21 protein-coding genes are annotated in these 19,576 nt (G+C 71.3%); 10 read left to right on the top strand and 11 right to left on the bottom strand.

The window, feature by feature from the left end; all coding sequences use genetic code 11:
- Positions 1-163: 163 nt before the first annotated feature.
- Entirely contained in the window at positions 164-2,737 is a 2,574-nt protein-coding gene (locus tag AB0N80_RS03140) for a DUF4118 domain-containing protein (RefSeq protein WP_363577503.1), read from the top strand.
- Positions 2,734-3,405, top strand: a complete 672-nt coding sequence (locus AB0N80_RS03135; RefSeq protein WP_363387974.1) for a response regulator — start codon at positions 2,734-2,736, stop codon at positions 3,403-3,405. The genes AB0N80_RS03140 and AB0N80_RS03135 overlap by 4 nt, the downstream gene beginning before the upstream one ends.
- 167 nt (positions 3,406-3,572) lie before the next feature.
- On the opposite strand, the gene AB0N80_RS03130 is transcribed toward AB0N80_RS03135, so the two are convergent.
- The 6 genes from AB0N80_RS03130 to AB0N80_RS03105 form a co-directional block, all read right to left on the bottom strand.
- Positions 3,573-4,049 carry a hypothetical protein gene (locus tag AB0N80_RS03130; protein WP_363577501.1) on the bottom strand — a complete coding sequence of 159 codons (477 nt, stop codon included), beginning with the start codon at positions 4,047-4,049 and terminating at the stop codon, positions 3,573-3,575.
- Positions 4,050-4,145: 96 nt separating this feature from the next.
- Positions 4,146-4,985: an ATP-binding cassette domain-containing protein gene (locus AB0N80_RS03125; protein WP_363387980.1), complete on the bottom strand. Its 840-nt coding sequence runs from the start codon at positions 4,983-4,985 to the stop codon at positions 4,146-4,148.
- A complete protein-coding gene (locus AB0N80_RS03120; protein WP_363577499.1) occupies positions 4,978-5,787 on the bottom strand; it encodes an ABC transporter ATP-binding protein in 810 nt (269 codons plus the stop codon). The genes AB0N80_RS03125 and AB0N80_RS03120 overlap by 8 nt, the downstream gene beginning before the upstream one ends.
- Positions 5,784-6,695: an ABC transporter permease gene (locus tag AB0N80_RS03115; RefSeq protein ID WP_315993974.1), complete on the bottom strand. Its 912-nt coding sequence runs from the start codon at positions 6,693-6,695 to the stop codon at positions 5,784-5,786. The genes AB0N80_RS03120 and AB0N80_RS03115 overlap by 4 nt, the downstream gene beginning before the upstream one ends.
- A complete protein-coding gene (locus tag AB0N80_RS03110; protein ID WP_363577497.1) occupies positions 6,692-7,750 on the bottom strand; it encodes an ABC transporter permease in 1,059 nt (352 codons plus the stop codon). Before AB0N80_RS03110 ends, AB0N80_RS03115 begins: the two co-directional genes overlap by 4 nt.
- A gap of 11 nt (positions 7,751-7,761) precedes the next feature.
- Positions 7,762-9,351: an ABC transporter substrate-binding protein gene (locus AB0N80_RS03105; RefSeq protein ID WP_363577495.1), complete on the bottom strand. Its 1,590-nt coding sequence runs from the start codon at positions 9,349-9,351 to the stop codon at positions 7,762-7,764.
- Between the two features lie 201 nt (positions 9,352-9,552).
- On the opposite strand from AB0N80_RS03105, the gene AB0N80_RS03100 reads away from it, so the two are divergent.
- Positions 9,553-10,089 carry an Lrp/AsnC family transcriptional regulator gene (locus AB0N80_RS03100; protein WP_315993977.1) on the top strand — a complete coding sequence of 179 codons (537 nt, stop codon included), beginning with the start codon at positions 9,553-9,555 and terminating at the stop codon, positions 10,087-10,089.
- 1 nt (position 10,090) lies between these two features.
- On the opposite strand, the gene AB0N80_RS03095 is transcribed toward AB0N80_RS03100, so the two are convergent.
- Positions 10,091-10,441: a hypothetical protein gene (locus tag AB0N80_RS03095; RefSeq protein ID WP_315993978.1), complete on the bottom strand. Its 351-nt coding sequence runs from the start codon at positions 10,439-10,441 to the stop codon at positions 10,091-10,093.
- Between the two features lie 96 nt (positions 10,442-10,537).
- Here AB0N80_RS03095 and AB0N80_RS03090 point away from each other — a divergent pair, with 96 nt between their 5' ends.
- The 4 genes from AB0N80_RS03090 (at position 10,538) to fdhA (ending at position 14,326) form a co-directional block, all read left to right on the top strand.
- On the top strand, positions 10,538-11,779 hold the full coding sequence (locus tag AB0N80_RS03090; RefSeq protein ID WP_363577493.1) for a SufS family cysteine desulfurase: 1,242 nt from the start codon (positions 10,538-10,540) through the stop codon (positions 11,777-11,779).
- Complete coding sequence (gene sufU, locus AB0N80_RS03085; RefSeq protein WP_363387990.1) at positions 11,776-12,231, top strand: Fe-S cluster assembly sulfur transfer protein SufU; 456 nt, start codon at positions 11,776-11,778, stop codon at positions 12,229-12,231. Before AB0N80_RS03090 ends, sufU begins: the two co-directional genes overlap by 4 nt.
- 249 nt (positions 12,232-12,480) lie before the next feature.
- Positions 12,481-12,918 (top strand): hypothetical protein, encoded by a 438-nt coding sequence (locus tag AB0N80_RS03080; protein ID WP_363577491.1) that lies wholly within the window; start codon positions 12,481-12,483, stop codon positions 12,916-12,918.
- Between the two features lie 190 nt (positions 12,919-13,108).
- Positions 13,109-14,326, top strand: coding sequence for a formaldehyde dehydrogenase, glutathione-independent (gene fdhA / locus AB0N80_RS03075; protein ID WP_315993982.1), 1,218 nt, complete (start codon positions 13,109-13,111; stop codon positions 14,324-14,326).
- Positions 14,327-14,381: 55 nt separating this feature from the next.
- Here the strand turns inward: fdhA and AB0N80_RS03070 are convergent, their stop codons facing one another.
- From AB0N80_RS03070 to AB0N80_RS03060, 3 genes are all read right to left on the bottom strand, one after another.
- Positions 14,382-15,359 (bottom strand): SRPBCC family protein, encoded by a 978-nt coding sequence (locus tag AB0N80_RS03070; RefSeq protein WP_363577489.1) that lies wholly within the window; start codon positions 15,357-15,359, stop codon positions 14,382-14,384.
- A gap of 20 nt (positions 15,360-15,379) precedes the next feature.
- On the bottom strand, positions 15,380-15,835 hold the full coding sequence (locus tag AB0N80_RS03065; RefSeq protein ID WP_363577487.1) for a metalloregulator ArsR/SmtB family transcription factor: 456 nt from the start codon (positions 15,833-15,835) through the stop codon (positions 15,380-15,382).
- A 117-nt stretch (positions 15,836-15,952) separates the two neighbouring features.
- Positions 15,953-16,318 (bottom strand): metalloregulator ArsR/SmtB family transcription factor, encoded by a 366-nt coding sequence (locus AB0N80_RS03060; protein ID WP_315993985.1) that lies wholly within the window; start codon positions 16,316-16,318, stop codon positions 15,953-15,955.
- Between the two features lie 84 nt (positions 16,319-16,402).
- Here AB0N80_RS03060 and AB0N80_RS03055 point away from each other — a divergent pair, with 84 nt between their 5' ends.
- Genes AB0N80_RS03055 through AB0N80_RS03045 form a run of 3 tightly spaced genes read left to right on the top strand, consistent with a single transcriptional unit; the run spans position 16,403 to position 18,652 of the window.
- Positions 16,403-17,680, top strand: a complete 1,278-nt coding sequence (locus tag AB0N80_RS03055) for an NAD(P)-binding domain-containing protein (protein ID WP_363577485.1) — start codon at positions 16,403-16,405, stop codon at positions 17,678-17,680.
- Between the two features lies 1 nt (position 17,681).
- Positions 17,682-18,194, top strand: coding sequence for an N-acetyltransferase family protein (locus AB0N80_RS03050; RefSeq protein ID WP_315993987.1), 513 nt, complete (start codon positions 17,682-17,684; stop codon positions 18,192-18,194).
- A 56-nt stretch (positions 18,195-18,250) separates the two neighbouring features.
- Positions 18,251-18,652, top strand: a complete 402-nt coding sequence (locus tag AB0N80_RS03045) for an arsenate reductase ArsC (RefSeq protein ID WP_363577483.1) — start codon at positions 18,251-18,253, stop codon at positions 18,650-18,652.
- 39 nt (positions 18,653-18,691) lie between these two features.
- On the opposite strand, the gene AB0N80_RS03040 is transcribed toward AB0N80_RS03045, so the two are convergent.
- A complete protein-coding gene (locus tag AB0N80_RS03040) occupies positions 18,692-19,456 on the bottom strand; it encodes a DUF429 domain-containing protein (protein ID WP_363577481.1) in 765 nt (254 codons plus the stop codon).
- Positions 19,457-19,576 lie beyond the last annotated feature (120 nt).

Here is a 19,576-nt window from a genome sequence, read left to right as displayed (position 1 = left end):
TGCGTCTGTCACCCGCCGCCGTCGCGCCTCCCGCGCGGCGGCGGCGCCGTGCGCTCGGAGCACCCCTGCCGAGTGTCCAGGACACGCCGCGCGCCCGCCGCGGAACCGGCGTGTCCTGGACACTCGACGGGCTTCCGGCGCAGCCGAAGCCGGGGAGCCTCGCGTGAAGCGCGGGCGGCTGCGCGTGCTGCTCGGTATGGCGCCGGGCGTCGGCAAGACGTACGAAATGCTCGAAGAGGGGCGCCGCCTGCGCGACGAGGGGCGCGACGTCGTCATCGCGATCGTCGAGACCCACGGTCGTCTCGCGACGGCCGCCCAGGCCGAGGGCCTCGAGGTCGTTCCGCGCCGCAGCGTCGCGCATCGCGGCGTCGCGCTCGACGAGATGGACCTGGATGCCGTGCTCGAGCGGCACCCGCACATCGCGCTGGTCGACGAGCTCGCGCACACCAACGCGCCCGGCTCGCGTCACGATAAACGCTGGAACGACGTCGAGAAGCTGCTCGACGCGGGCATCGACGTCATCACGACCGTGAACGTGCAGCACATCGACTCCCTCAACGCCGTCGTCGAGAAGATCACCGGCGTGACCCAGCGCGAGACGGTCCCGGATGCCGTGGTGCGCGCCGCCGACCAGATCGAGGTCGTCGACCTCGCGCCGCAGTCCTTGCGCGACCGCCTCGCGGCCGGCTCGGTGTATCCGGCCGAGCGCATCGACGCGGCCCTGTCGAACTACTTCCGCCTCGGCAACCTGACGGCGCTGCGGGAGCTCGCGCTGCTGTGGCTCGCCGACGAGGTCGACTCGGCGCTCCAGCGCTACCGCTCCGAGCACGGCATCGAGGGGTCGTGGCAGGCGCGCGAGCGCGTGGTCGTGGCCCTCACCGGCGGCCCCGAGGGCGAGACCCTGCTGCGCCGCGGCGCGCGCATCGCCGCCCGATCGGCGGGCGGCGAGCTTCTCGCCGTGCACGTGTCGACGCAGGACGGCCTGCGCGCCAGCGCCCCCGGTGCCCTCGCCGAGCAGCGCGCGCTCGTCGAGACCCTCGGCGGCAGCTACCACCAGGTGGTGGGCGACGACCCCGCCACCGCGCTCGTCGACTTCGCGCGATCGGTGAACGCCTCGCAGCTCGTCATCGGCGTGAGCCGCCGCGGACGCCTGGCCACCGCCCTCACCGGTCCCGGCATCGGCGCGACCGTCATCCGCCTCTCGGGCGACATCGACGTGCACATCGTCAACCACGCGCGCGCGGGCGGGCGCTTCGCCCTCCCCCGCCTGACCGGCCCCGCGCTCAGCGCGAAGCGTCGCATCCTGGGCTTCGTGGCCGCCCTCGCGGGCGGACCGCTCATCTCGCTGCTGCTGCTGTCGACGGGGTCCGACGACTCCATCACGACCGACGTGCTGGCCTACCAGCTGCTCGTGGTGATCGTCGCGCTCATCGGCGGCATCTGGCCGGCGGTCTTCGCGGCGGTGCTGTCGGGGGTGACGCTGGACTTCCTCTTCATCCAGCCGCTGTACACGGTCACGATCTCCGACCCCGTGCACGCGATCGCGCTGGGGCTGTACGTGATCATCGCGATGCTCGTGAGCATCGTCGTCGATCAGGCCGCCCGACGCGCCCGCGCGGCCCGCCGCGCCGCGGCGGAGGCCGAGCTGCTGGCGACCGTCGCCGGCAGCGTGCTGCGCGGCGAGAGCGCCGTTCCCGCGCTGGTCAGCCGTGCCCGCGAGGCGTTCGGACTCGCCGGCGTGCGACTCGTGGCATCCGACGGATCGACCCTGGCCACCGACGGCGAGCCCGTTCGCGACGGACGCTCGACCACCGTGCCCGTGGGCGACGACCGCGCGCGCCTCGAGCTGCACGGGCGCGACCTGGATGCCGGAGAGCGGCGCCTGCTCGACGTCGTCGTCGCGCAGCTCGCCGCCGCCCTCGAACGCACCGACCTGGCCGAGACCGCGGCCGAGGCGGGGGCGCTGGCCGAGACCGACCAGGTGCGCAGCGCCCTGCTGTCGGCCGTGAGCCACGATCTGCGTCGCCCGCTCGCCGCCGCCGTCGCCTCCCTCGGGGGCCTGCGGGCGGCCGGCGACAACCTCTCCGACGACGATCGCCGCGAACTGCTCGAGACCGCCGACGAGAGCCTCGCGACGCTGTCGGTGCTGGTCACCGACCTGCTCGACGTGAGTCGCGTGCAGGCCGGGGTGCTCGCCGTGTCGCTCACCGAGGTGGATGCCGCCGGCGTCGTGCTCGCGGCCCTCGACGAGCTCGATCTGGGCCCGGATGCCGTCGAGCTGGCCCTCGACGCCGATCTGCCGCCCCTGCGGGCCGACCCCGTGCTGCTGCAGCGCGTGATCGTGAACGTGCTCGCCAACGCCGACCGCTACACGCCCGCGGGCCGGCGCGTGCGTATCGCGACGAGCCGCTTGGGCGGCACGGCCGAGATCCGCGTGATCGATCACGGTCCCGGCATCGCCGCCGACCGCCGCGAAGACATGTTCTCGCCGTTCCAGCGCCTCGGCGACACCGACAACACCGCGGGCCTCGGCCTCGGACTCGCGCTCTCGCGCGGCTTCGCCGAGGGCATGGGCGGAACCTTGACCCCCGAGGACACCCCCGGCGGGGGCCTGACGATGGTCGTGGCGCTGCCGGTGGCCCCGGACCGGCCGGTCGACGACCCGTACACGAGCCGTGCCGCAGCGGGTCTCGGCGCCCAGGCCGCGGCATCCGGATCCCGAGAGGACGCAGCGTGAAGGTACTGATCGCCGACGACGATCCCCAGCTCGTCCGAGCCCTGCGCATCACCCTCGCCGCGCACGGCTACGACGTCGTCGCCGCGGCCGACGGCGCCGCGGCCATCACGCTCGCCGCGCAGGCGCATCCCGACATCGTGCTGCTCGACCTCGGGATGCCGCACCTCGACGGCGTGCAGGTGATCCAGGCGCTGCGCGGGTGGACGACGGCCCCGATCATCGTCGTGTCGGGCCGCACGGGCTCGGCCGACAAGGTCGAGGCGCTCGACGCCGGCGCCGACGACTACGTGACCAAGCCGTTCCAGATCGACGAGCTCCTCGCACGACTGCGCGTGCACGCGCGGCGCACGGCGCCCTCGACCGGGGAGTCGATCGTGCGCTTCGGCGACGTCGAGGTCGACCTCGCGGCGAAGGCGGTGCTGCGGGCGCAAACCCGCGTGCACCTCACCCCGACGGAGTGGCGGATGCTGGAGTTCCTGGCCCGCAACCCCGGCTCCCTCGTCACGCGACAGACCCTGCTGAAGGAGATCTGGGCCAGCGAGCAGGTTGCCGACAGCGGCTATCTGCGGCTGTACATGTCGCAGCTGCGCAAGAAGCTCGAAGCCGACCCCTCGAACCCGGTTCACCTGCTGACGGAGCAGGGGATGGGGTACCGGCTGGTGGTGTGACACCGGCGGAAGCCGTCCCGTCCCGCCACCGCCGGTGTCGCGTCCGCACCGCGAGGCCGGTCCTCAGGAGCGCGGCTCGACCTCGACCGCATCCGGGGCCTGCGCAGCCTCGAACTCCGCCTGCACGCGTGCGCAGCGGCAGGCGAAGACGATCGAGTGCAGCAGCATCAGCGCACCTCGCCGACCGTGTGGCATCCGGGGCAGGGGAAGGCGATGCGGTCGCCCACGCGCACGTCGCCGGGCAGGACGACGGTGCCGCACGAGTCCTCCCCGTGCGCATCGAGCACGGTGAAGGGCTCGTCGTACGCGTACGACACCCGCCCGAGCAGCCGGGCCTCGCGCCAGACCGCCTCGAGGCCCGCGACGCATGCGTCCAGGCGCAGCGTCGCGGGCGTGGCATCCACCACCGTCGCGACCACGACGGTCGTCGACAGCACGGCGGATGCCACCCCGCCCGACGCCGCGATCACCGCCGGGCCCGTGCACACGCACGGCGTGCCGCAGATCTCGGCGTATCGGGCTACCGACATCGCCCGCACGGTCACGTCGTCGAGCGTGGGGGCGGAGCCGGCGGGCCAGGCCGCCGCGTCGAAGGGCGCCGGGATGCTGGCGCGGAGGGTGGGGAGCAGGGCCGTGAGGGTCATGGCATCCGGTCTACGCCGCGAACGGGCGCCGATCCGCCGCCCTCATGGTTTCCGAACGACCGCCGCGGCGGTTCTCACTGTTCGCCTACGGCAGGCTCAGTTCAAGACGGACGGTACCTCGGCCCAGACCGCGCGATCCGCGACCGAGGGAGCCGCCGGGATGCGCCCCTCACCGTCCGGCTCGGGGATCGCCGACAGCAGGGCGCGCGTGTAGGGATGCCGCGGCTGCGCCCACAGGTCGGAGGTCGGCCCCGATTCCAGGACGCGCCCGCCGAACATGACGTGCGTGCGATCGGCGATGCGCCGGACGACCGCGAGGTCGTGCGAGATGAACAGCATCCCGGCGCCCGCCTCGGCGACCAGGTCGCGCATGAGCGCGGCCACGCTCGTCTGCGTCGACGCGTCGAGGGCCGAGATCGGCTCGTCGGCGACGAGCAGCGACGGACGCGCGGCAAGGGCGCGTGCGATCGCGAGGCGCTGCTTCTGACCGCCCGAGAACTGATGCGGAAAACGAGTGGCGACGGCGGCCGGCAGCCCCACGCGCTCGAGCCATTCCTCGACGCTCGATCCGGCCGCCCCGCGCGCGCGAGCGGTCGCGATGCCGTCGGCGATCTGATCGCCGACCCGTCGGCGCGGGTTCAGCGAGGTCGACGGGTCTTGGAACACCATCTGGATGCGGGTGAGCGCCCTCGCGCGTCGGCGCAGCCCGAGCGGGGCGACGGGCTCACCCTGGAACAGCACGGTGCCACCGGCGGTCTTCTCGATGCCGACCACGGCACGCGCGAAGCTCGACTTGCCGCTGCCCGACTCCCCCACCAGCGCCACGGTCTCGCCCGGGGCGACCCGCAGCGACACCTGGTCGACGGCGACCACGGGAGGAGTCCCCGGGTAGCGCACCGTGACGCTCTGCGCGTCGAGGACGGCGGTGTCAGTCATCGATCTCGCCCTTCGTCGCGGCATCCGGAATCTCGATCTTCGACCCCGGCAGCGCCGCCAGCAGTGCACGCGTGTAGGCATGCCGCGGGTCGCGGAAGAGGGTCTCACGGTCGGCGCGCTCGACGATGAGCCCGTCCTTCATCACGGCCACCTCGTCGGCGATCGCGCTCATCACGCCGAGGTCGTGCGTGACGAGCAGGACCGCGAGGCGGCGCTCGGTCGCCAGATCGCGCAGCAGCTGCAGGATGCCGGCCTGCACGGTCACATCGAGGGCGGTGGTCGGCTCGTCGGCCAGCAGCACCTCCGGGTCGCACGCGAGGGCGCACGCGATCGCGATGCGCTGGCGCTGACCGCCGGAGAACTGGTGCGGATAGCGTCCGAGGGCTTCCGCGGGGCGCGGCACCTGCACGGTCTGCAGCAGCTCCTCGGCCCGCGCGCGAGCGGCCTTGCCCGTCAGCCCGAGGTGCACGCGCAGGTGGTCGGTGAGCTGGCGACCGACCGTCAGCTGCGGGTGCAGCGACGACGACGGGTCCTGGAAGACCATCGCGATGCGTTTCCCGCGGATGCGGTTGAGCGCGCGCCGACCGAGCCCGAGGATCTCGTCGCCGGCGAGCAGGATCGAGCCCCCGGTACGCGCCTGCCGCGGCAGCAGCCCGAGCACGGCGAGGGAGGTGAGCGTCTTGCCCGACCCCGACTCTCCGGCGAGGCCGTGGATGCGACCCGCCTCGAGCTCGAGGGAGACGCCGCGCACCAGCGGGCGGCCGATGTCGATCGTCAGGTCGCGGATGGAGAGGGCGCTCACGCGGCCACCCCCGTCGCCGAGGCCTGGTGGTCGGCCTGGCGCTCGTGCGTGATCTCCGCCGTCGGGTCGAGTACGTCGCGCATCGCATCGCCGAGGAAGTTGAAGGCCAGCACGACCGTGAGGATGGCCAGGCCCGGGAACACTCCCAGCCACCAGGCGTCGAAGTTCTGCATCGCACCCGAGATCATCGACCCCCATTCGGCCGTCGGCGGCTGCGCGCCCAGGCCCAGGAAGGACAGGCCCGACAGCAGGAGGATCGCCGCGCCGATGTCGAGGGTCGCGAGCACGAGCACGGGGCCGGCGATGTTCGGGAGGATGTCGACGAAGAGCGTCCGCAGCGGCGAGTGGCCGAGCAGGCGCCCCGCGATGACGTAGTTCTGTCCGCGGAGTCCGAGCACGATGCTGCGGGTCACGCGCGAGTACTGCGGCCACGACACCACGATCGCCGCGATCACGGCGTTGAAGAGCGAAGGCCCCAGCGAGGCGGTGACGACCATGGCCAGGATGACGGTGGGGAAGGCCATGAAGAGGTCGGTGATGCGCATGAGGGTCTCATCGACCCACCCGCCGAAGTAGCCGGCGACCGAGCCGACGACCGTGCCGATGATCATGGCCGCGATCACGAGCATGAGAGCCAGCGGGAGGCTGACGGTGGCGCCGGTCATCAGTCGCGAGAAGATGTCGCGTCCGTTGCCGTCGGTGCCCAGCAGCGTGTCGACGCCGGGCTCCTGCAGGCGCGGCAGCACCTGCGCGTTCGGACCGAACGGCACCCACCACTGCGCGGTGAAGGCCACCACGATCCAGGCGCCGGCGATGATCGAGCCGATGATCCCGAGAGGCGTGCGCCAGGCGCGGGGCCAGCGGAAGCGGAGTCGTCCGCGCCTCGACGCGGCGGCGAGGTGGCTCATGCGATCCTCACTCTCGGGTCGAGCACGCCGTAGAGCAGGTCGACCACGAAGTTGATGAGCAGGTAGATCAGGCCCACGACGAGACCGACGCCCATGATCCCGGGCAGATCGAGATTGGCGGCGGAGTTGTAGGCGTAGGTGCCCAGCCCCGGCCAGGCGAAGACCGATTCGACCAGGACGGTGCCCGACAGCAGCGCGCCGAACGCGACGCCGACGACGGTGAGGATGGGCAGCGACGCCCCGCGCAGCACGTAGTCGAGGATGATCCGCATCGCGGGGAGCCCCTTCGCGCGGGCGGCGCGGACGTAGTCGCTGCCGAGCACCTCCAGCACCGAGGTGCGGATGAAGCGGGTGAGCAGACCGATCGTCACGAGGGAGAGCACCATGACCGGCAGGGCGAGGTGCGCGAGGGCATCGAAGAAGCCGACACCGTCGCCGTTGAGGAGGTAGTCGACCGTGTACAGCCCGGTGACCCGCGGGGGCGGGGTGATGGCGGGCGAGATGCGGCCCGAGCCGGGCGCGATGCGCAGCTCGAGGAAGAACACGTAGAAGCTGACCAGTGCCAGCCAGAACGTGGGCACGCTGAGGCCGATGAGAGTGACGACGCGGATCACCTGATCGGACACGAGCCCGCGGCGGTAGGCCGCGAGGGTGCCGAGCACGATGCTGACGACGAGGCTCAGGACGATCGCGCCGATGGCGATCTCGATCGTGGCGGGGACCGCCGTGGCGAGATCGCTGGTGACCGGGCGACCGGTCACCAGCGAGGTGCCGAGATCTCCGCGCAGCAGGTTCCCCATGTAGATGACGTACTGCACGACCGCGGGCTGATCGAGCCCCTGCGCGCGGATGAAGGCCTCGCGGGTCGCCGGGTTCTGCGAGGCGCCCTCGCCGAGGGCGGCCGAGACCGGGTCGCCGGGGACCAGGTTGGTGAGCGCGAACGTCACCACGGTCACGCCCACCAGCAGGATGAGGGAGGTCCCCGCGCGGCGCAGCAGGTAGCCGATCAGGGGCGATCGGCGACGCGCCCGCCGCTGCGCCGGCTGTGTCGTCATGAGGGTCCCGCTCAGCCGGCCGGCGTGATCTCGGCGATGTCCATCTCCCAGACCGAGTTGTACACGGCACCCGTGACGGTGTTCGCGGTCGCGATGTTGCGGCCGGGGATGATGAGCGGCACGAACGGCCCCTCGGCCTGCATGGCCTCGGCGAAGTCGGTGAAGGCCGCGGTGCGCGCGGACGCATCGGTGGCCGAGGCGGCGTCTGCGGCGATCTTCGCGATGGACGGGTTCGCCTCCGCGGTCCAGCCGGAGCGCAGGCCCACCTTCAGGCCGGGGCCGAAGGGGAGGAAGTTCGCGGAGTCGGCGTAGTCCGGACCCCAGAACCACAGGCCGAAGCCCTCGGTGCCGCCGACGTAGGCGTCGAGCTCGGTCGCGAAGGGAGCGGGAGCGAGCTCCACCGCGATGCCGGCATCCTTCAGCTGCGACTGCACCCGCTCGGCGAGAGGGGTGAACTCGACGCCGCCGACCGGGTAGTCGTTCGGGAACTGCAGGCGCAGCGTCTGTCCCGCGTAGCCGGCCTCGGCCAGCGCCGCCTTGCTCTTGGCGAGGTCCTGGGTGACGCCGGAGTCCAGCGCCCCCTCGAAGCCCAGCGGAATCACTCCGGTGGCCTGCGCGGCGCCCGCGCCGGCCAGCTCCAGTAGTGCGTCGTAGTCGAGGGCGTAGCGGATGGCCTCGGCCATCTTGACGTTCGCGAGGTCGCCGGCGACCGCGGGCGACTGGTTGAGCAGCAGGAAGATCGTCTGACCCGAGGGCACCGAGTCGACCGTCAGCGAGTCGCCGAGGCCCGAGACCTGGTCGCCGTTGAGGTCCATGGCGACCATGGAGTCGCCGCCCTTGAGGTTCGCCAGCTGCGTGGCGCTCTCGGTCACGTTGCGCACGACGACACGGGAGAAGTCCGACTTCTCGTCACCGTTGTAGGCGTCGTTGCGCGTCAGCACGACCTGCGACGAGAGGTCGAGGGTGTCGAGCACGAACGGGCCCGAGCCTGCCGAGGCACCGTCGAGGTACTTCTGCGCCGAGTCGGAGCCGTCGGTGCTGCCGCCGTTCTCCTTCACGACGTCGGAATTGACGATGCCGAGCGCGGGGTTGGCGAGGATCGCGGGGAGCTGCAGCAGCGGCGTCTGCGACGTGAACGTGATCGTCTTGTCGTCGACCTCGGCGATGGTGATGCCGCCGAGCAGGAAGTTCGGCTTGGCGTCGGCCATGCCCTGGATGCGCTGCAGGCTGAACACGACGTCCTTCGCCTCGATCGGCGAGCCGTCGGAGAAGACGCGGTCGCCCTCGAGCGTGAAGGTGAACTCCGTCGCGGCATCGTTCTGCGTCCAGGAGGCGAGTCCCGGGACGGGCGTGGAGACATCGGACCCGTCGAAGTCGACGAGGGTCTCGTAGATCGCCTTGGCGATCATGTTGCCGGTCGGGTCGTACGTGTGGCCCGGGTCGGCAGTCTCGATCGAGAATGCGGTGTCGATGACGAGCGACTGGTTGCCTTGGCCGCCGCCGCCGTTGGTGTTCGCCGAGTTGCCCCCGGTGCACCCGGCGAGCGCGAACAGCGCGACCGCTCCGATCGCGAGAACCGACGTGGTGCGACGTGACGACATGGGGGCCTCCGGAGCCGAGGAGTACATTCGGAAAAGTCGTCGGACAAGTGGACGACCGGGTTTAGATTCGCACCTTATGCGACGATGTGTCCAGCGATGTTACACAGAGGCGTCGGTCCGTCCAGATAATGACCATCTTGGAGCAGAATGTCCAGCAATGATGCGGAACCCTCGAGGGATTCTGGACGAAGTGGCACGCCATTGGACGATACGGCATACAAAATCCTCGCCGTCCTCCGAGATAACGGTCGCATTTCGATAGCCGCTCTCGCCGAGAAGGTCGGGATCTCGCGCGCCAACGCCTACACGAGGGTCGAGGCGCTGGTTCAGGACGGGGTCATCACGGGCTTCAGCGCCCAGGTCGACCACGCCCGGGCGGGACTGTCGATCGGCGCCCTGGTGTTCGTCACGGTCATGCCGCAGGCCTGGGCCTCGTTCCGCGACCGGGTCGTGGAGATGCCCGACGTCGAATGGTGCGCGATCACGACGGGAGAGCACGACGCGATGCTGTTGATCCGCGCCGTCGACGTCAGCGGCGTGCACGAGTTCTCGACCGGCGTCATCGCCCAACTGCCCGAGGTGCGCACCGTCGTGAGCGTCGTGGTGCTGGACGAGGTCATCCGCCGCCCGTACCTTCTGCCGGGCGATCTGCCCGACCGCACGGCGACCAACACCCTGCTCGGGATGACGCGCTGGACCCCCGCGACCCCGGGCCGAGACACCCTGCCGCCGCGCTAGGTCAGGCCGGGATCTCCTCGCAGACGCTCAGCTGCGGGGCGCCGTGCATCTCGTAGTGCTCGACGAGCCGGATGCCGCCGCCTTCGGTGAGCTCGAGGTCGCTCTCGCCGTCTCCGGTCACCACGGTGCCGTCGGCCACGAGCACGTGCACGAACGAGACCCAGATCTTGTCAGCCGTGCGGGTTCCGACGAACTTGCCGAAGGTCACGGTGTCGCCCTCGTAGCCGCCCCAGATCGCTCCGTCCCGTTCGAAGTACTCGAAGACGCTGGGAGCATCGGGGTCGACGACCGAAGTGGTGGAGGACACCATGCGGAATCGGCGGCCGTCGAGAGAGGGGAGCGTCGCAGTCATCTGTCGATTATGGGGGGCGCCGCCGACGTCGTCCGCTCGTCCGCGGGCTCCATCCCATCCGGCTCCCACTCACCCCGCGCCGCGTAGCCTGGAAGCGTGACCCTCCCCTTCGACGTCGACGCCGTTCGCGCCGACTTCCCGATCCTCGAGACCGAGGTCGACGGCCACCCGCTCGTCTACCTCGACTCCGCAGCGACGAGCCAGAAGCCGCGCGCGGTGCTCGACGCCGAGCGCGACTTCCTCGAGCGCGCGAACTCCGCCGTGCACCGCGGAGCGCACACGCTGGCCGCCGAGGCGACGGAGCTGTTCGAAGACGCCCGCGTGACGGTCGCCGAGTTCGTCGGCGCCGAGCCCGAGCAGCTGGTCTGGACGAGCGGCGCGACCGCGGGTCTCAACCTCGTCGCCGGCTCCCTCGGCTACGCCGGGCGCCTGCGCGAGGGCGACGAGATCGTCGTCACCGAGGCCGAGCACCACGCCAACCTCATCCCCTGGCAGGAACTCGCCGCCCGCACGGGCGCGCGCCTGCGCCACATCCCGGTCCTCCACGACGGCACGCTCGACATGCGCGCCGCCGCCGACCTGATCGGCGCGCGCACGAAGGTCGTCGCGTTCCCGCACGTGTCCAACGTGCTCGGCATCGTGAATCCGGTCGCGAAGCTCGTCACGCTCGCGCGCGGTGTCGGCGCACTGACGGTGCTCGACGCCTGCCAGTCGGCACCGCACCTCGCGCTCGACCTGCCGGCATCCGGGGTCGACCTCGCCGTGTTCTCGGGGCACAAGATCCACGGACCGTACGGCATCGGCGCCCTGTGGGGCCGCGACGAGGTGCTCGAGTCCCTGCCCCCTTTCACCACGGGCGGTTCGATGATCACCACCGTCACCCTCGACGCGGCCGAATACCTCCCGCCGCCGCAGCGCTTCGAGGCGGGCACGCAGCCCGTGTCGCAGGCCGTGGCCCTCGCCGCCGCGGTGCGATGGCTCGGCGAGCACGACCTCGACGCCGCGCGCGCGCACGAGGCGGAGCTCGAGAAGCGCATGCGCGACGGGCTGCGCTCGATCGCCGGCATCCGCCTGCTCGGAGACACGGATGCCGCCGAGCGCGTCGCCCTGCAGGCCTTCGAGGTCGAGGGGGTGCACGCGCACGACGTGGGCCAGTTCCTCGATGCGCGCGGCGTCGCCGTGCGCGTCGGGCACCACTGCGCGCAGCCGCTGCACCGCCGCTTCGGGATGACCGCCTCGGTGCGCGCGAGCGCGGCGATCCACACGACCGAGGCCGAGGTCGACACCTTCCTCGACGCCGTCGCGGGCGTCCGTGGCTTCTTCGGAGTCGACGCATGAGCGGTCTCGAGTCGCTGTACCAGGAGCTCATCCTCGACCACGCCAAGAACCGCCGCGGGTTCGGCCTCGCCGAACCCGGCGCCCACAGCGCGACCGTGCATCAGCGCAACCCCGTCTGCGGCGACGAGATCACGCTGCGCGTCGACGTCGAGGGCGACCGCGTGGCATCCGTCACCTGGGAGGGGGCGGGCTGCTCGATCTCGCAGGCCTCGGCGTCGATGCTCGTCGCCCTGCTACGGGAGGACGGCGGAGACGAGGGGATGCCGCGCGCCGACGCCGAGACCCTGATCGCGTCGTTCCGCGAGGCGCTGCGCTCGCGCGGCAAGATCCCCCTCGACGAGGAGACGTTCGCGGATGCCGCCGCGCTGTCGGGGGTGTCGAAGTACACCGCGCGCGTGAAGTGCGCGATGCTCGCGTGGGTCGCGCTGGAAGAGGGGCTGCGGCAGGCCTGACGCCGCGGCATCCGGACGTCCGCTCGCTCACGCCCCCGCCGCCGCTCATGCCCCCGCTGCTCGCTCACGGCCCCGCCGCCGCTCATGCCCACTGAGTGTCCAAAACACCCGGACGCCGCAGAACACCGTCCGAGTGTTTTGGACACTCACGAGGTGATTCCGTCGGCGTCTCCAACGAGGCGGGCAGCGGATGGTGGAGCCGCCGGGGCGGCGATATCCTGCGACCACGACGGAGAGAGGGCGGATGCCATGGCCACCGGATTCAGTGCGGAAGAACGCGCGGCGATGAAGCAGCGGGCCGAGGAACTCCAGGCCATGAAGGGCGTGAAGGGCCTCGCGAAGCTGCAGAAGGAGAACGAGGCCTGCCTCGAGGCGATCGACAAGCTCGAGGGCGTCGACCGCGCGGTCGCCGAGCGCCTGCACGTCATCGTGCTCGAGGAGGCCGCACACCTGAGCCCCAAGACGTACTACGGCTTCCCGGCCTACGCCGAGGACGGCAAGGTCGTGGTGTTCTACCAGCCGGCGTCGAAGTTCAAGACCCGCTACGGCACGGTGAGCTTCGACGACAGCGCCCAGCTCGACGACGGCCCGATGTGGCCGGTGTCGTTCGCGGTGGTCGAGGTGACGACCGAGGTGGAGCAGGAGATCCGCCGGCTCGTGCGCCGCGCAGCACCGGCACCGGCCTGACGAGAAGAGTTCTCAACTGCACGCTCACAGGTGACACGCATTGACGTCACCAGGGCCTGCGAGTTTGGCTGAAGGCATCCGCTCGCGACGAACGTGATCCGAGATCACCCGTCGCGATCGGACGGGTCTGCGGGCCCCGCCCCGCAGGACACGACCAGGCTGGGCGGGCGCCCGGCCGGAGAGGACGATGATGTCCGGCAACAAGGCAGTGGCGTACAAAGAACCCGGCGTGGTGGAGGTCATCGACACCCCGTATCCGGAGTTCGAGCTCAAGGACGGTCCGGGCGTCAACCCCGCGAACGTCGGCCGAAAGGTCCCCCACGGCGCGATCCTGCGCACCGTCTCCACCAACATCTGCGGCTCCGACCAGCACATGGTGCGCGGTCGCACCACCGCTCCGGCCGGTCTGGTGCTCGGGCACGAGATCACCGGCGAGGTGATCGAGGTCGGTCCCGACGTCGAGTTCGTCAAGGTCGGCGACATCGTCTCGGTGCCGTTCAACATCGCCTGCGGGCGGTGTCGCAACTGCAAGGAGGGCAAGACCGGCATCTGCCTCAACGTGAACCCCGACCGCCCCGGCAGCGCCTACGGCTACGTCGACATGGGCGGCTGGGTGGGCGGGCAGGCGGAGTACGTGCTCGTGCCGTACGCCGACTGGAACCTGCTCGTCTTCCCCGACCGCGAGCAGGCGCTCGAGAAGATCCTCGACCTGACGATGCTGTCCGACATCTTCCCCACCGGCTTCCACGGCGCGTACACCGCGGGCGTGCGTCCGGGTTCGACGGTCTACATCGCCGGCGCGGGTCCGGTCGGCATCGCGGCGGCCGTGGGCGCGCAGCTGCTGGGCGCGGCTGCCGTGCTCGTCGGCGACCTCAACGCCGAGCGCCTCGAACAGGTCCGCTCCCTCGGCTTCGAGAGCGTCGATGTGTCGAAGGGCGATCCGCGCGACCAGATCGAGCAGATCCTCGGCACCCCCGAAGTGGATGCCGCGGTCGACGCGGTCGGCTTCGAAGCCCGCGGCCACGGCTCCGATTCGTCGCACGAGGCCCCGGCGACGGTGCTCAACTCGCTGTTCGACATCACCGCGGCCGGTGGGGCCCTCGGCATCCCGGGTCTGTACGTGACCGGCGACCCGGGCGGCGTCGACGAAGCGGCGAAGGTCGGCTCGCTGTCGCTGCGCCTGGGCCTCGGTTGGGCGAAGTCGCTGTCGTTCACCACGGGTCAGTGCCCGGTGATGAAGTACAACCGGCAACTGATGATGGCGATCCTGCACGACAAGGTGCAGATCGCGAAGGCCGTCAACGCCACGCCCATCAGCCTCGACGACGCCCCGCAGGGTTACGCCGACTTCGACAAGGGCGCCCCGCGCAAGTACGTGCTCAACCCGAACGGGTACATCACGAGCTGATCGCGCGCGCCGGAGTGCAGGATGCCGCGGCCCCGACGCCGCGGCATCCGTGCGCTCACCCCACGACCACGCGCTCCATCCGCTGGAAGCTCTGCTCCATCCCATCGACCATGCCCGTGGCGAGCACGGCGTCGCGAGTGGCGGCATCCGGGTACTCGATCAGCAGGGTGACGAGGGTGGCGCCGTCCTCTTCGTAGAGTGAGAGGTCGTTGGTCGTGGTCGGCAGGTCGGTGCCGGTCATGTGCTCGGTCTGCACCATGCGCCGCGGCTCGTCGAGCAGCAGGATCTCGCCGTCGAAGCCGAACGCCTCGCCTTCCGTACCGGGCTCGGGCTCCCAGGCGATGCGGTAGCGGCCGCCCTCGACGCGGTCGATCTCGCTGACCGACATGCGCCAGCCGTCGGGGCCGAGCATCCAGCGCCGCATGAGGTCGGGATCGAGGTGCGCGCGCCACACGAGTGCGCGCGGTCCCTCGATGAGCCGGATGATGCGCACGTGCTGGTCGTCGAGGATCTCGAGTCGCGTGCCCTTGCCCTGGGCGAACTCCCGCAGCCCCTGCAGCACCGCGTCGAGCTGGTTCATCGCGAGGGTCGCGCCCTCGACGGCGCCCATGTCGATGAGCTGCTCGAGGGCCTCGAGCGAGTCGAAGTACGTGACGTTCGTGAGGCGGGCGCCGGCCTCGGTGGCCTCGAACGCGAAGGTCATGCGCATCGACGGCATCCCGGGGATGGCCTCGCCCTCCTCGTCGACGAAGGAGTCCACGACCTCGAACCCGCGCGGAGCCTCGATGTCGACGAACCGCCAGCTGCCGCGGGCCACCTCTCCGCCGGCGCTGCGCATCTCGTACCGGGCGCGACCACCCGCCTCGAACGCGAACGAGGTGAACGTCGCCGGCCACCCCGGAGGACCCCAGAAGCGCTCGAGCTGGCGCGGGTCGGTGAACGCGGCCCACACCCGCTCGGGGCCGACCGGGAAGTCGGCGACCAGGGTCATGGTGAGCGCTTCGGTGTCGCTCTCGACGGACGTGACGGGCATGGACGTACTCCTTCGTCGGTTCAGGGCGTGGGGGTGTCGGGCGGGGGGCTGGATGCCGCGGGCGCGGACGTCCCGCGATGCGCGGCTGCGTCGCCCGCTCGAGGCGCCCCGACAGCGGACGAGTCGACGGGGGATGCCGTGGCACCCGGGTCCGCGTCGAGCAACGCGTCGAGCCGGTCGATGCGCCCGCGCCACAGGTCTTCGTACGAGCGGAGCAGCCGCTGGGCCCGGGCGATCATGGCGGGGTCGGCACGCACGAGTCGCACCCTCCCCTCCGCGCGCTTGGTGATGAGCCGCGCCTCGGCGAGCACGGCGATGTGCTTCGACACCGCCGCGAACGACATCGCGTACGCCGCGGCAAGCTGCGTCACCGACTGCTCGGCGACGAGCGTGCGCCGCACGATGTCGCGCCGCGTGGCATCGGCGAGGGCGTGGAACACCCGGTCGATGTCGGCGTCGGTCTGTTGTTCAACCATTTGGTTGCACGTTAGCGCGTGCCTGCCCTATAGACAAGAGCCGTCTCGAGGAAAAGGGTCGGGCGGCGCGGTGGGATCATTCACAGCACCGCGTCGCACCGAGGCGGCGGCCGCGCGTCAGCGCGTCGGGGGCACCGCCGCGAACTGCCGCGACAGCACCCCCGCGACGGTGTCGAGCGCGCCGGGGACGAGCCGGTAGTAGGCCCAGGTTCCGCGCTTCGAGCGCGAGAGGAACCCCGCTTCCGTCAGGACCTTCAGATGGTGCGAGACCGTGGGCTGCGAGAGGCCGACCGGATCCGTGAGGTCGCACACGCACGCCTCCTGCTCGGTGGCGCCCGCGACGATCGACAGCAGGCGCAGCCGCGTCGGGTCGCTGAGGGCCTTCAACCGCCTGGCGAGCCCCTCGGCGTCGTCGACCGACATCGGCGCGCCCCCCGAGGACACGCAGCAGGCGGTGGACTCCACGAGCGGCAGCGAGGTCATGCATCGACAGTAGTCGATATTGACATCCGTCGATAGTTAGGGGCACGATAAGGCATCGACAGCCATCGATGCACGAGGAGCCCCATGTCGACGCTCACCCTCACGCCGCGACCGCGCGTGACCGACCGCCTCGCGACCCTCCCTGTCGTCATCATCGGGGCGGGTCCGGTGGGCCTGGCCGCCGCCGCCCACCTCGCCGACCGCGGCATCGCCTTCACCGTGCTGGAGGCGGCATCCGGTCCCGCCGCCGCGGTGCAGCGGTGGGGCCACACCCGCCTGTTCTCGGCCTGGCGCGAGGTCGTCGACCCGGTCGCCCGCCGCCTGCTCGAGGCCACGGGCTGGACGATGCCGGCCGCGGGGCGCGCGCCCTCGGGCCGCGAGCTCATCGACGACTACCTCCGGCCCCTCGCCGCGCTGCCCCGGATCGCGGCCCACGTGCGCTACGGCGCCCGCGTGACCGGTGTCGCCCGCCAGGGGATGGATCGCACCCGTTCCGCCGACCGCGAGAACACGCCGTTCCTCGTGCGCACCACCGAGGGGGAGATCCTCGGCCGGGCCGTGCTCGACGCCTCGGGCACGTACGACATGCCCAACTCGCTCCTGTCGACGGGTCTGCCCGCCATCGACGACGCGCGCATCTCGCACGCCCTGCCCGACGTGCTCGGCCGCGAGCGCGAACGCTTCGCCGGTCAGCACACCGTCGTCGTCGGCGCCGGTCACTCCGCCGCGAACACGCTCATCTCGCTCGTCCGCCTCCAGCGCGACGCCCCCCGCACCCGTGTCACCTGGCTCATCCGCAACGCGGGCGCCGTGCGCGTGTCCTCCTCCGTGGACGACGAGCTGATCGGTCGCGCGCAGCTCGGCGCACGCGTCGACCGGTACGTCGAGACCGGCGCCGTCGAGAAGGTCGACTCCTTCGAGATCGGCCGCGTCGAGGCGCTACCGCACGGCATCCGCCTCTTCGGATCGCGCAGCGGCGATCCCGCCGAGGTCACCGCCGACATCGTCGTGAACGCGACGGGGTTCCGCCCCGACCTCGCGCCCCTGCGCGAGATCCGTACCGACCTGGATGCCGTCGTCGAGGCGCCGCGGCTGCTCGCCCCGCTCATCGACCCCAACGTGCACTCGTGCGGCACGGTCGAACCGCACGGCTTCCGCGAGCTGACGCACCCCGAGCACGGCTTCTTCCTCGTCGGAATGAAGTCGTACGGTCGGGCGCCCACGTTCCTCCTCGCCACGGGATACGAACAGGTGCGCTCGATCACGGCCTGGCTCGCCGGCGACCTCGCCTCGGCCTCCCGCGTCGAGCTGACGCTGCCGGCCACGGGCGTGTGCTCGACGGATGCCGGCGGGTGCTGCTGACATGACACTCGTGCGGGCGCTGGAACGCGCGGACTGGGCGGCGGTGGAGGACATCTACCGCGAGGGCATCGCGGGCGGCAACGCGACCTTCGAGAGCGAGACGCCGACGTGGGACGCGTTCGATCAGGCCAAGACGCGGTTCGGACGACTGGTCGCCGTCGACGACACGCACGCCGTCGTCGGATGGGTGGCGGCGTCGCCCGTGTCGACGCGCGCCGCCTATCGGGGTGTCGTCGAGCATTCCGTCTACGTCGCCGGACGCGCACACGGTCGCGGACTCGGCGCCGCTCTGCTGCGCGCGTTCATCGCCACGGCCGAGATGAACGGGGTGTGGACGATCCAGTCGAGCGTGTTCCCCGAGAACGTGGCATCCCTCCGCCTGCACGAGAGCCTCGGTTTCCGCGAGATCGGACGACGCGAGCGCATCGCACGATCGTCGGTGGGCCCGTGGGCCGGGCAGTGGCGCGACACCGTGCTGATCGAACGCCGCAGTGCGATGAACGGGCGCGAGTGACCCTTCCGCCCGTACGACACCAACCGTTCACCTCGACCGAGAAGGATGACGAGATCATGACCCGCCCCACCGTCCTCTTCGTCTGCGTCCACAACGCCGGACGCTCGCAGATGGCCGCCGGCTATCTGCAAGAGCTCGCCGGCGACCGCATCGATGTGCTCTCGGCCGGATCCGCGCCGAAGGACTCGATCAACCCGATGGCGATCGCCGCGATGGCCGAAGAGGGCATCGACATCTCGGCCAACGAGCCGAAGATCCTCACCGTCGACGCGGTCAAGACCTCCGACGCCGTCATCACGATGGGCTGCGGCGACGCGTGCCCCATCTTCCCCGGCAAGCGCTACGAGGACTGGGAACTCGACGACCCCGCCGGTCAGGACCTCGATGCCGTGCGCCGCATCCGCGACGAGATCAAGACGCGGGTCGAGGGGCTGATCACGAGCCTGTCCGGGGCCTGACGTTCGGGGACTTCGCCCTCGTAAGCAAAGGCTAGATGTCTAGCCTTTGCTTGAGAGACCGTCGATCAAACCCTCCGGCGGCCCGTCGGGCAGCACGACCCATCCCTCCCGCCGCGCCACGGCGAGCATGTCGGATGCCGGGGGCGAGAACCGCCCGAGCGCCCCGGCGCGGGTCGCGAGGGCGGCGATGACGGCGTCGAAGGCGTCTGCCTTGCGGATCGCCAGCGCGGCGAAATCGCCGATATCGAACCACGGCGCTCGCTCGCGCAGCGCGTCGAGGAGGATCGCCCGGCGGGCGGCATCCACCCGGTATCCCGCGGTGTCGAAGCCCCACAGCCGCAGCGAGCCGCCGGGGTAGACCTCGAAGAGGCGCCCCTCGGCGGCGCGGTCGACGGGGAATCCCACGGCGGCGAGTCGGCGGAGCAGACCCGCGCCGCGCAGGGCGGTGACGCCGAGCCGGTCGGTCGAGACGCTCAGGGGCCAGCGCCCGATGCGCTCGCGCACGACGTGGTCGGTGTGGCGGTAGACGAGCGGCCGACGCCAGTCTGCGTGGCCCTCGACCGGTCCGAGCAGCGGATCGGTGGCGGCATGGTGCGCACCGATGAAGTCGACGAACGCGTCGGGCCAGCCGAGCGGGCAGTCGACGCCGAGCCACGCCACGCCGGAGCGGACGGATGCCACGATGTCGGCATCCGTCATCCCGATGTCGAGGCGCTCGAGCACGGCACGATCCCGCGTCCAGGTGATCTCGGCGAGCGCGGTGCCGGGCGCTCCCGCGGCGAGGTCGACTCCGACGGTTCTCATCGGGAGGAGCCTAGGTCACGCCGGGGGCGACGGCACGGCGTCGAGGCCCCGAGCTCGCCGACCCGCCGAGGTCTCGCAGAACCTCCGCCCGGTGTGAGAGCACCGCCGATGTGCGAGATC

This window comes from Microbacterium sp. NPDC089188, from assembly GCF_040685155.1.
Lineage (GTDB): Bacteria > Actinomycetota > Actinomycetes > Actinomycetales > Microbacteriaceae > Microbacterium > Microbacterium galbum.
This window is presented reverse-complemented; position numbering and strand designations above follow the sequence as displayed.

Bases quoted from the DNA above. Each gene is read 5' to 3' on its own strand.
- AB0N80_RS03130 (WP_363577501.1), bottom strand. From the start codon at position 4,049: ATGACCCTCACGGCCCTGCTCCCCACCCTCCGCGCCAGCATCCCGGCG.
- AB0N80_RS03125 (WP_363387980.1), bottom strand. From the start codon at position 4,985: ATGACTGACACCGCCGTCCTCGACGCGCAGAGCGTCACGGTGCGCTAC.
- AB0N80_RS03115 (WP_315993974.1), bottom strand. From the start codon at position 6,695: ATGAGCCACCTCGCCGCCGCGTCGAGGCGCGGACGACTCCGCTTCCGC.
- AB0N80_RS03110 (WP_363577497.1), bottom strand. From the start codon at position 7,750: ATGACGACACAGCCGGCGCAGCGGCGGGCGCGTCGCCGATCGCCCCTG.
- AB0N80_RS03105 (WP_363577495.1), bottom strand. From the start codon at position 9,351: ATGTCGTCACGTCGCACCACGTCGGTTCTCGCGATCGGAGCGGTCGCG.
- AB0N80_RS03095 (WP_315993978.1), bottom strand. From the start codon at position 10,441: ATGACTGCGACGCTCCCCTCTCTCGACGGCCGCCGATTCCGCATGGTG.
- sufU (WP_363387990.1), top strand. From the start codon at position 11,776: ATGAGCGGTCTCGAGTCGCTGTACCAGGAGCTCATCCTCGACCACGCC.
- AB0N80_RS03080 (WP_363577491.1), top strand. From the start codon at position 12,481: ATGGCCACCGGATTCAGTGCGGAAGAACGCGCGGCGATGAAGCAGCGG.
- fdhA (WP_315993982.1), top strand. From the start codon at position 13,109: ATGTCCGGCAACAAGGCAGTGGCGTACAAAGAACCCGGCGTGGTGGAG.
- AB0N80_RS03070 (WP_363577489.1), bottom strand. From the start codon at position 15,359: ATGCCCGTCACGTCCGTCGAGAGCGACACCGAAGCGCTCACCATGACC.
- AB0N80_RS03065 (WP_363577487.1), bottom strand. From the start codon at position 15,835: ATGGTTGAACAACAGACCGACGCCGACATCGACCGGGTGTTCCACGCC.
- AB0N80_RS03060 (WP_315993985.1), bottom strand. From the start codon at position 16,318: ATGACCTCGCTGCCGCTCGTGGAGTCCACCGCCTGCTGCGTGTCCTCG.
- AB0N80_RS03055 (WP_363577485.1), top strand. From the start codon at position 16,403: ATGTCGACGCTCACCCTCACGCCGCGACCGCGCGTGACCGACCGCCTC.
- AB0N80_RS03050 (WP_315993987.1), top strand. From the start codon at position 17,682: ATGACACTCGTGCGGGCGCTGGAACGCGCGGACTGGGCGGCGGTGGAG.
- AB0N80_RS03045 (WP_363577483.1), top strand. From the start codon at position 18,251: ATGACCCGCCCCACCGTCCTCTTCGTCTGCGTCCACAACGCCGGACGC.
- AB0N80_RS03040 (WP_363577481.1), bottom strand. From the start codon at position 19,456: ATGAGAACCGTCGGAGTCGACCTCGCCGCGGGAGCGCCCGGCACCGCG.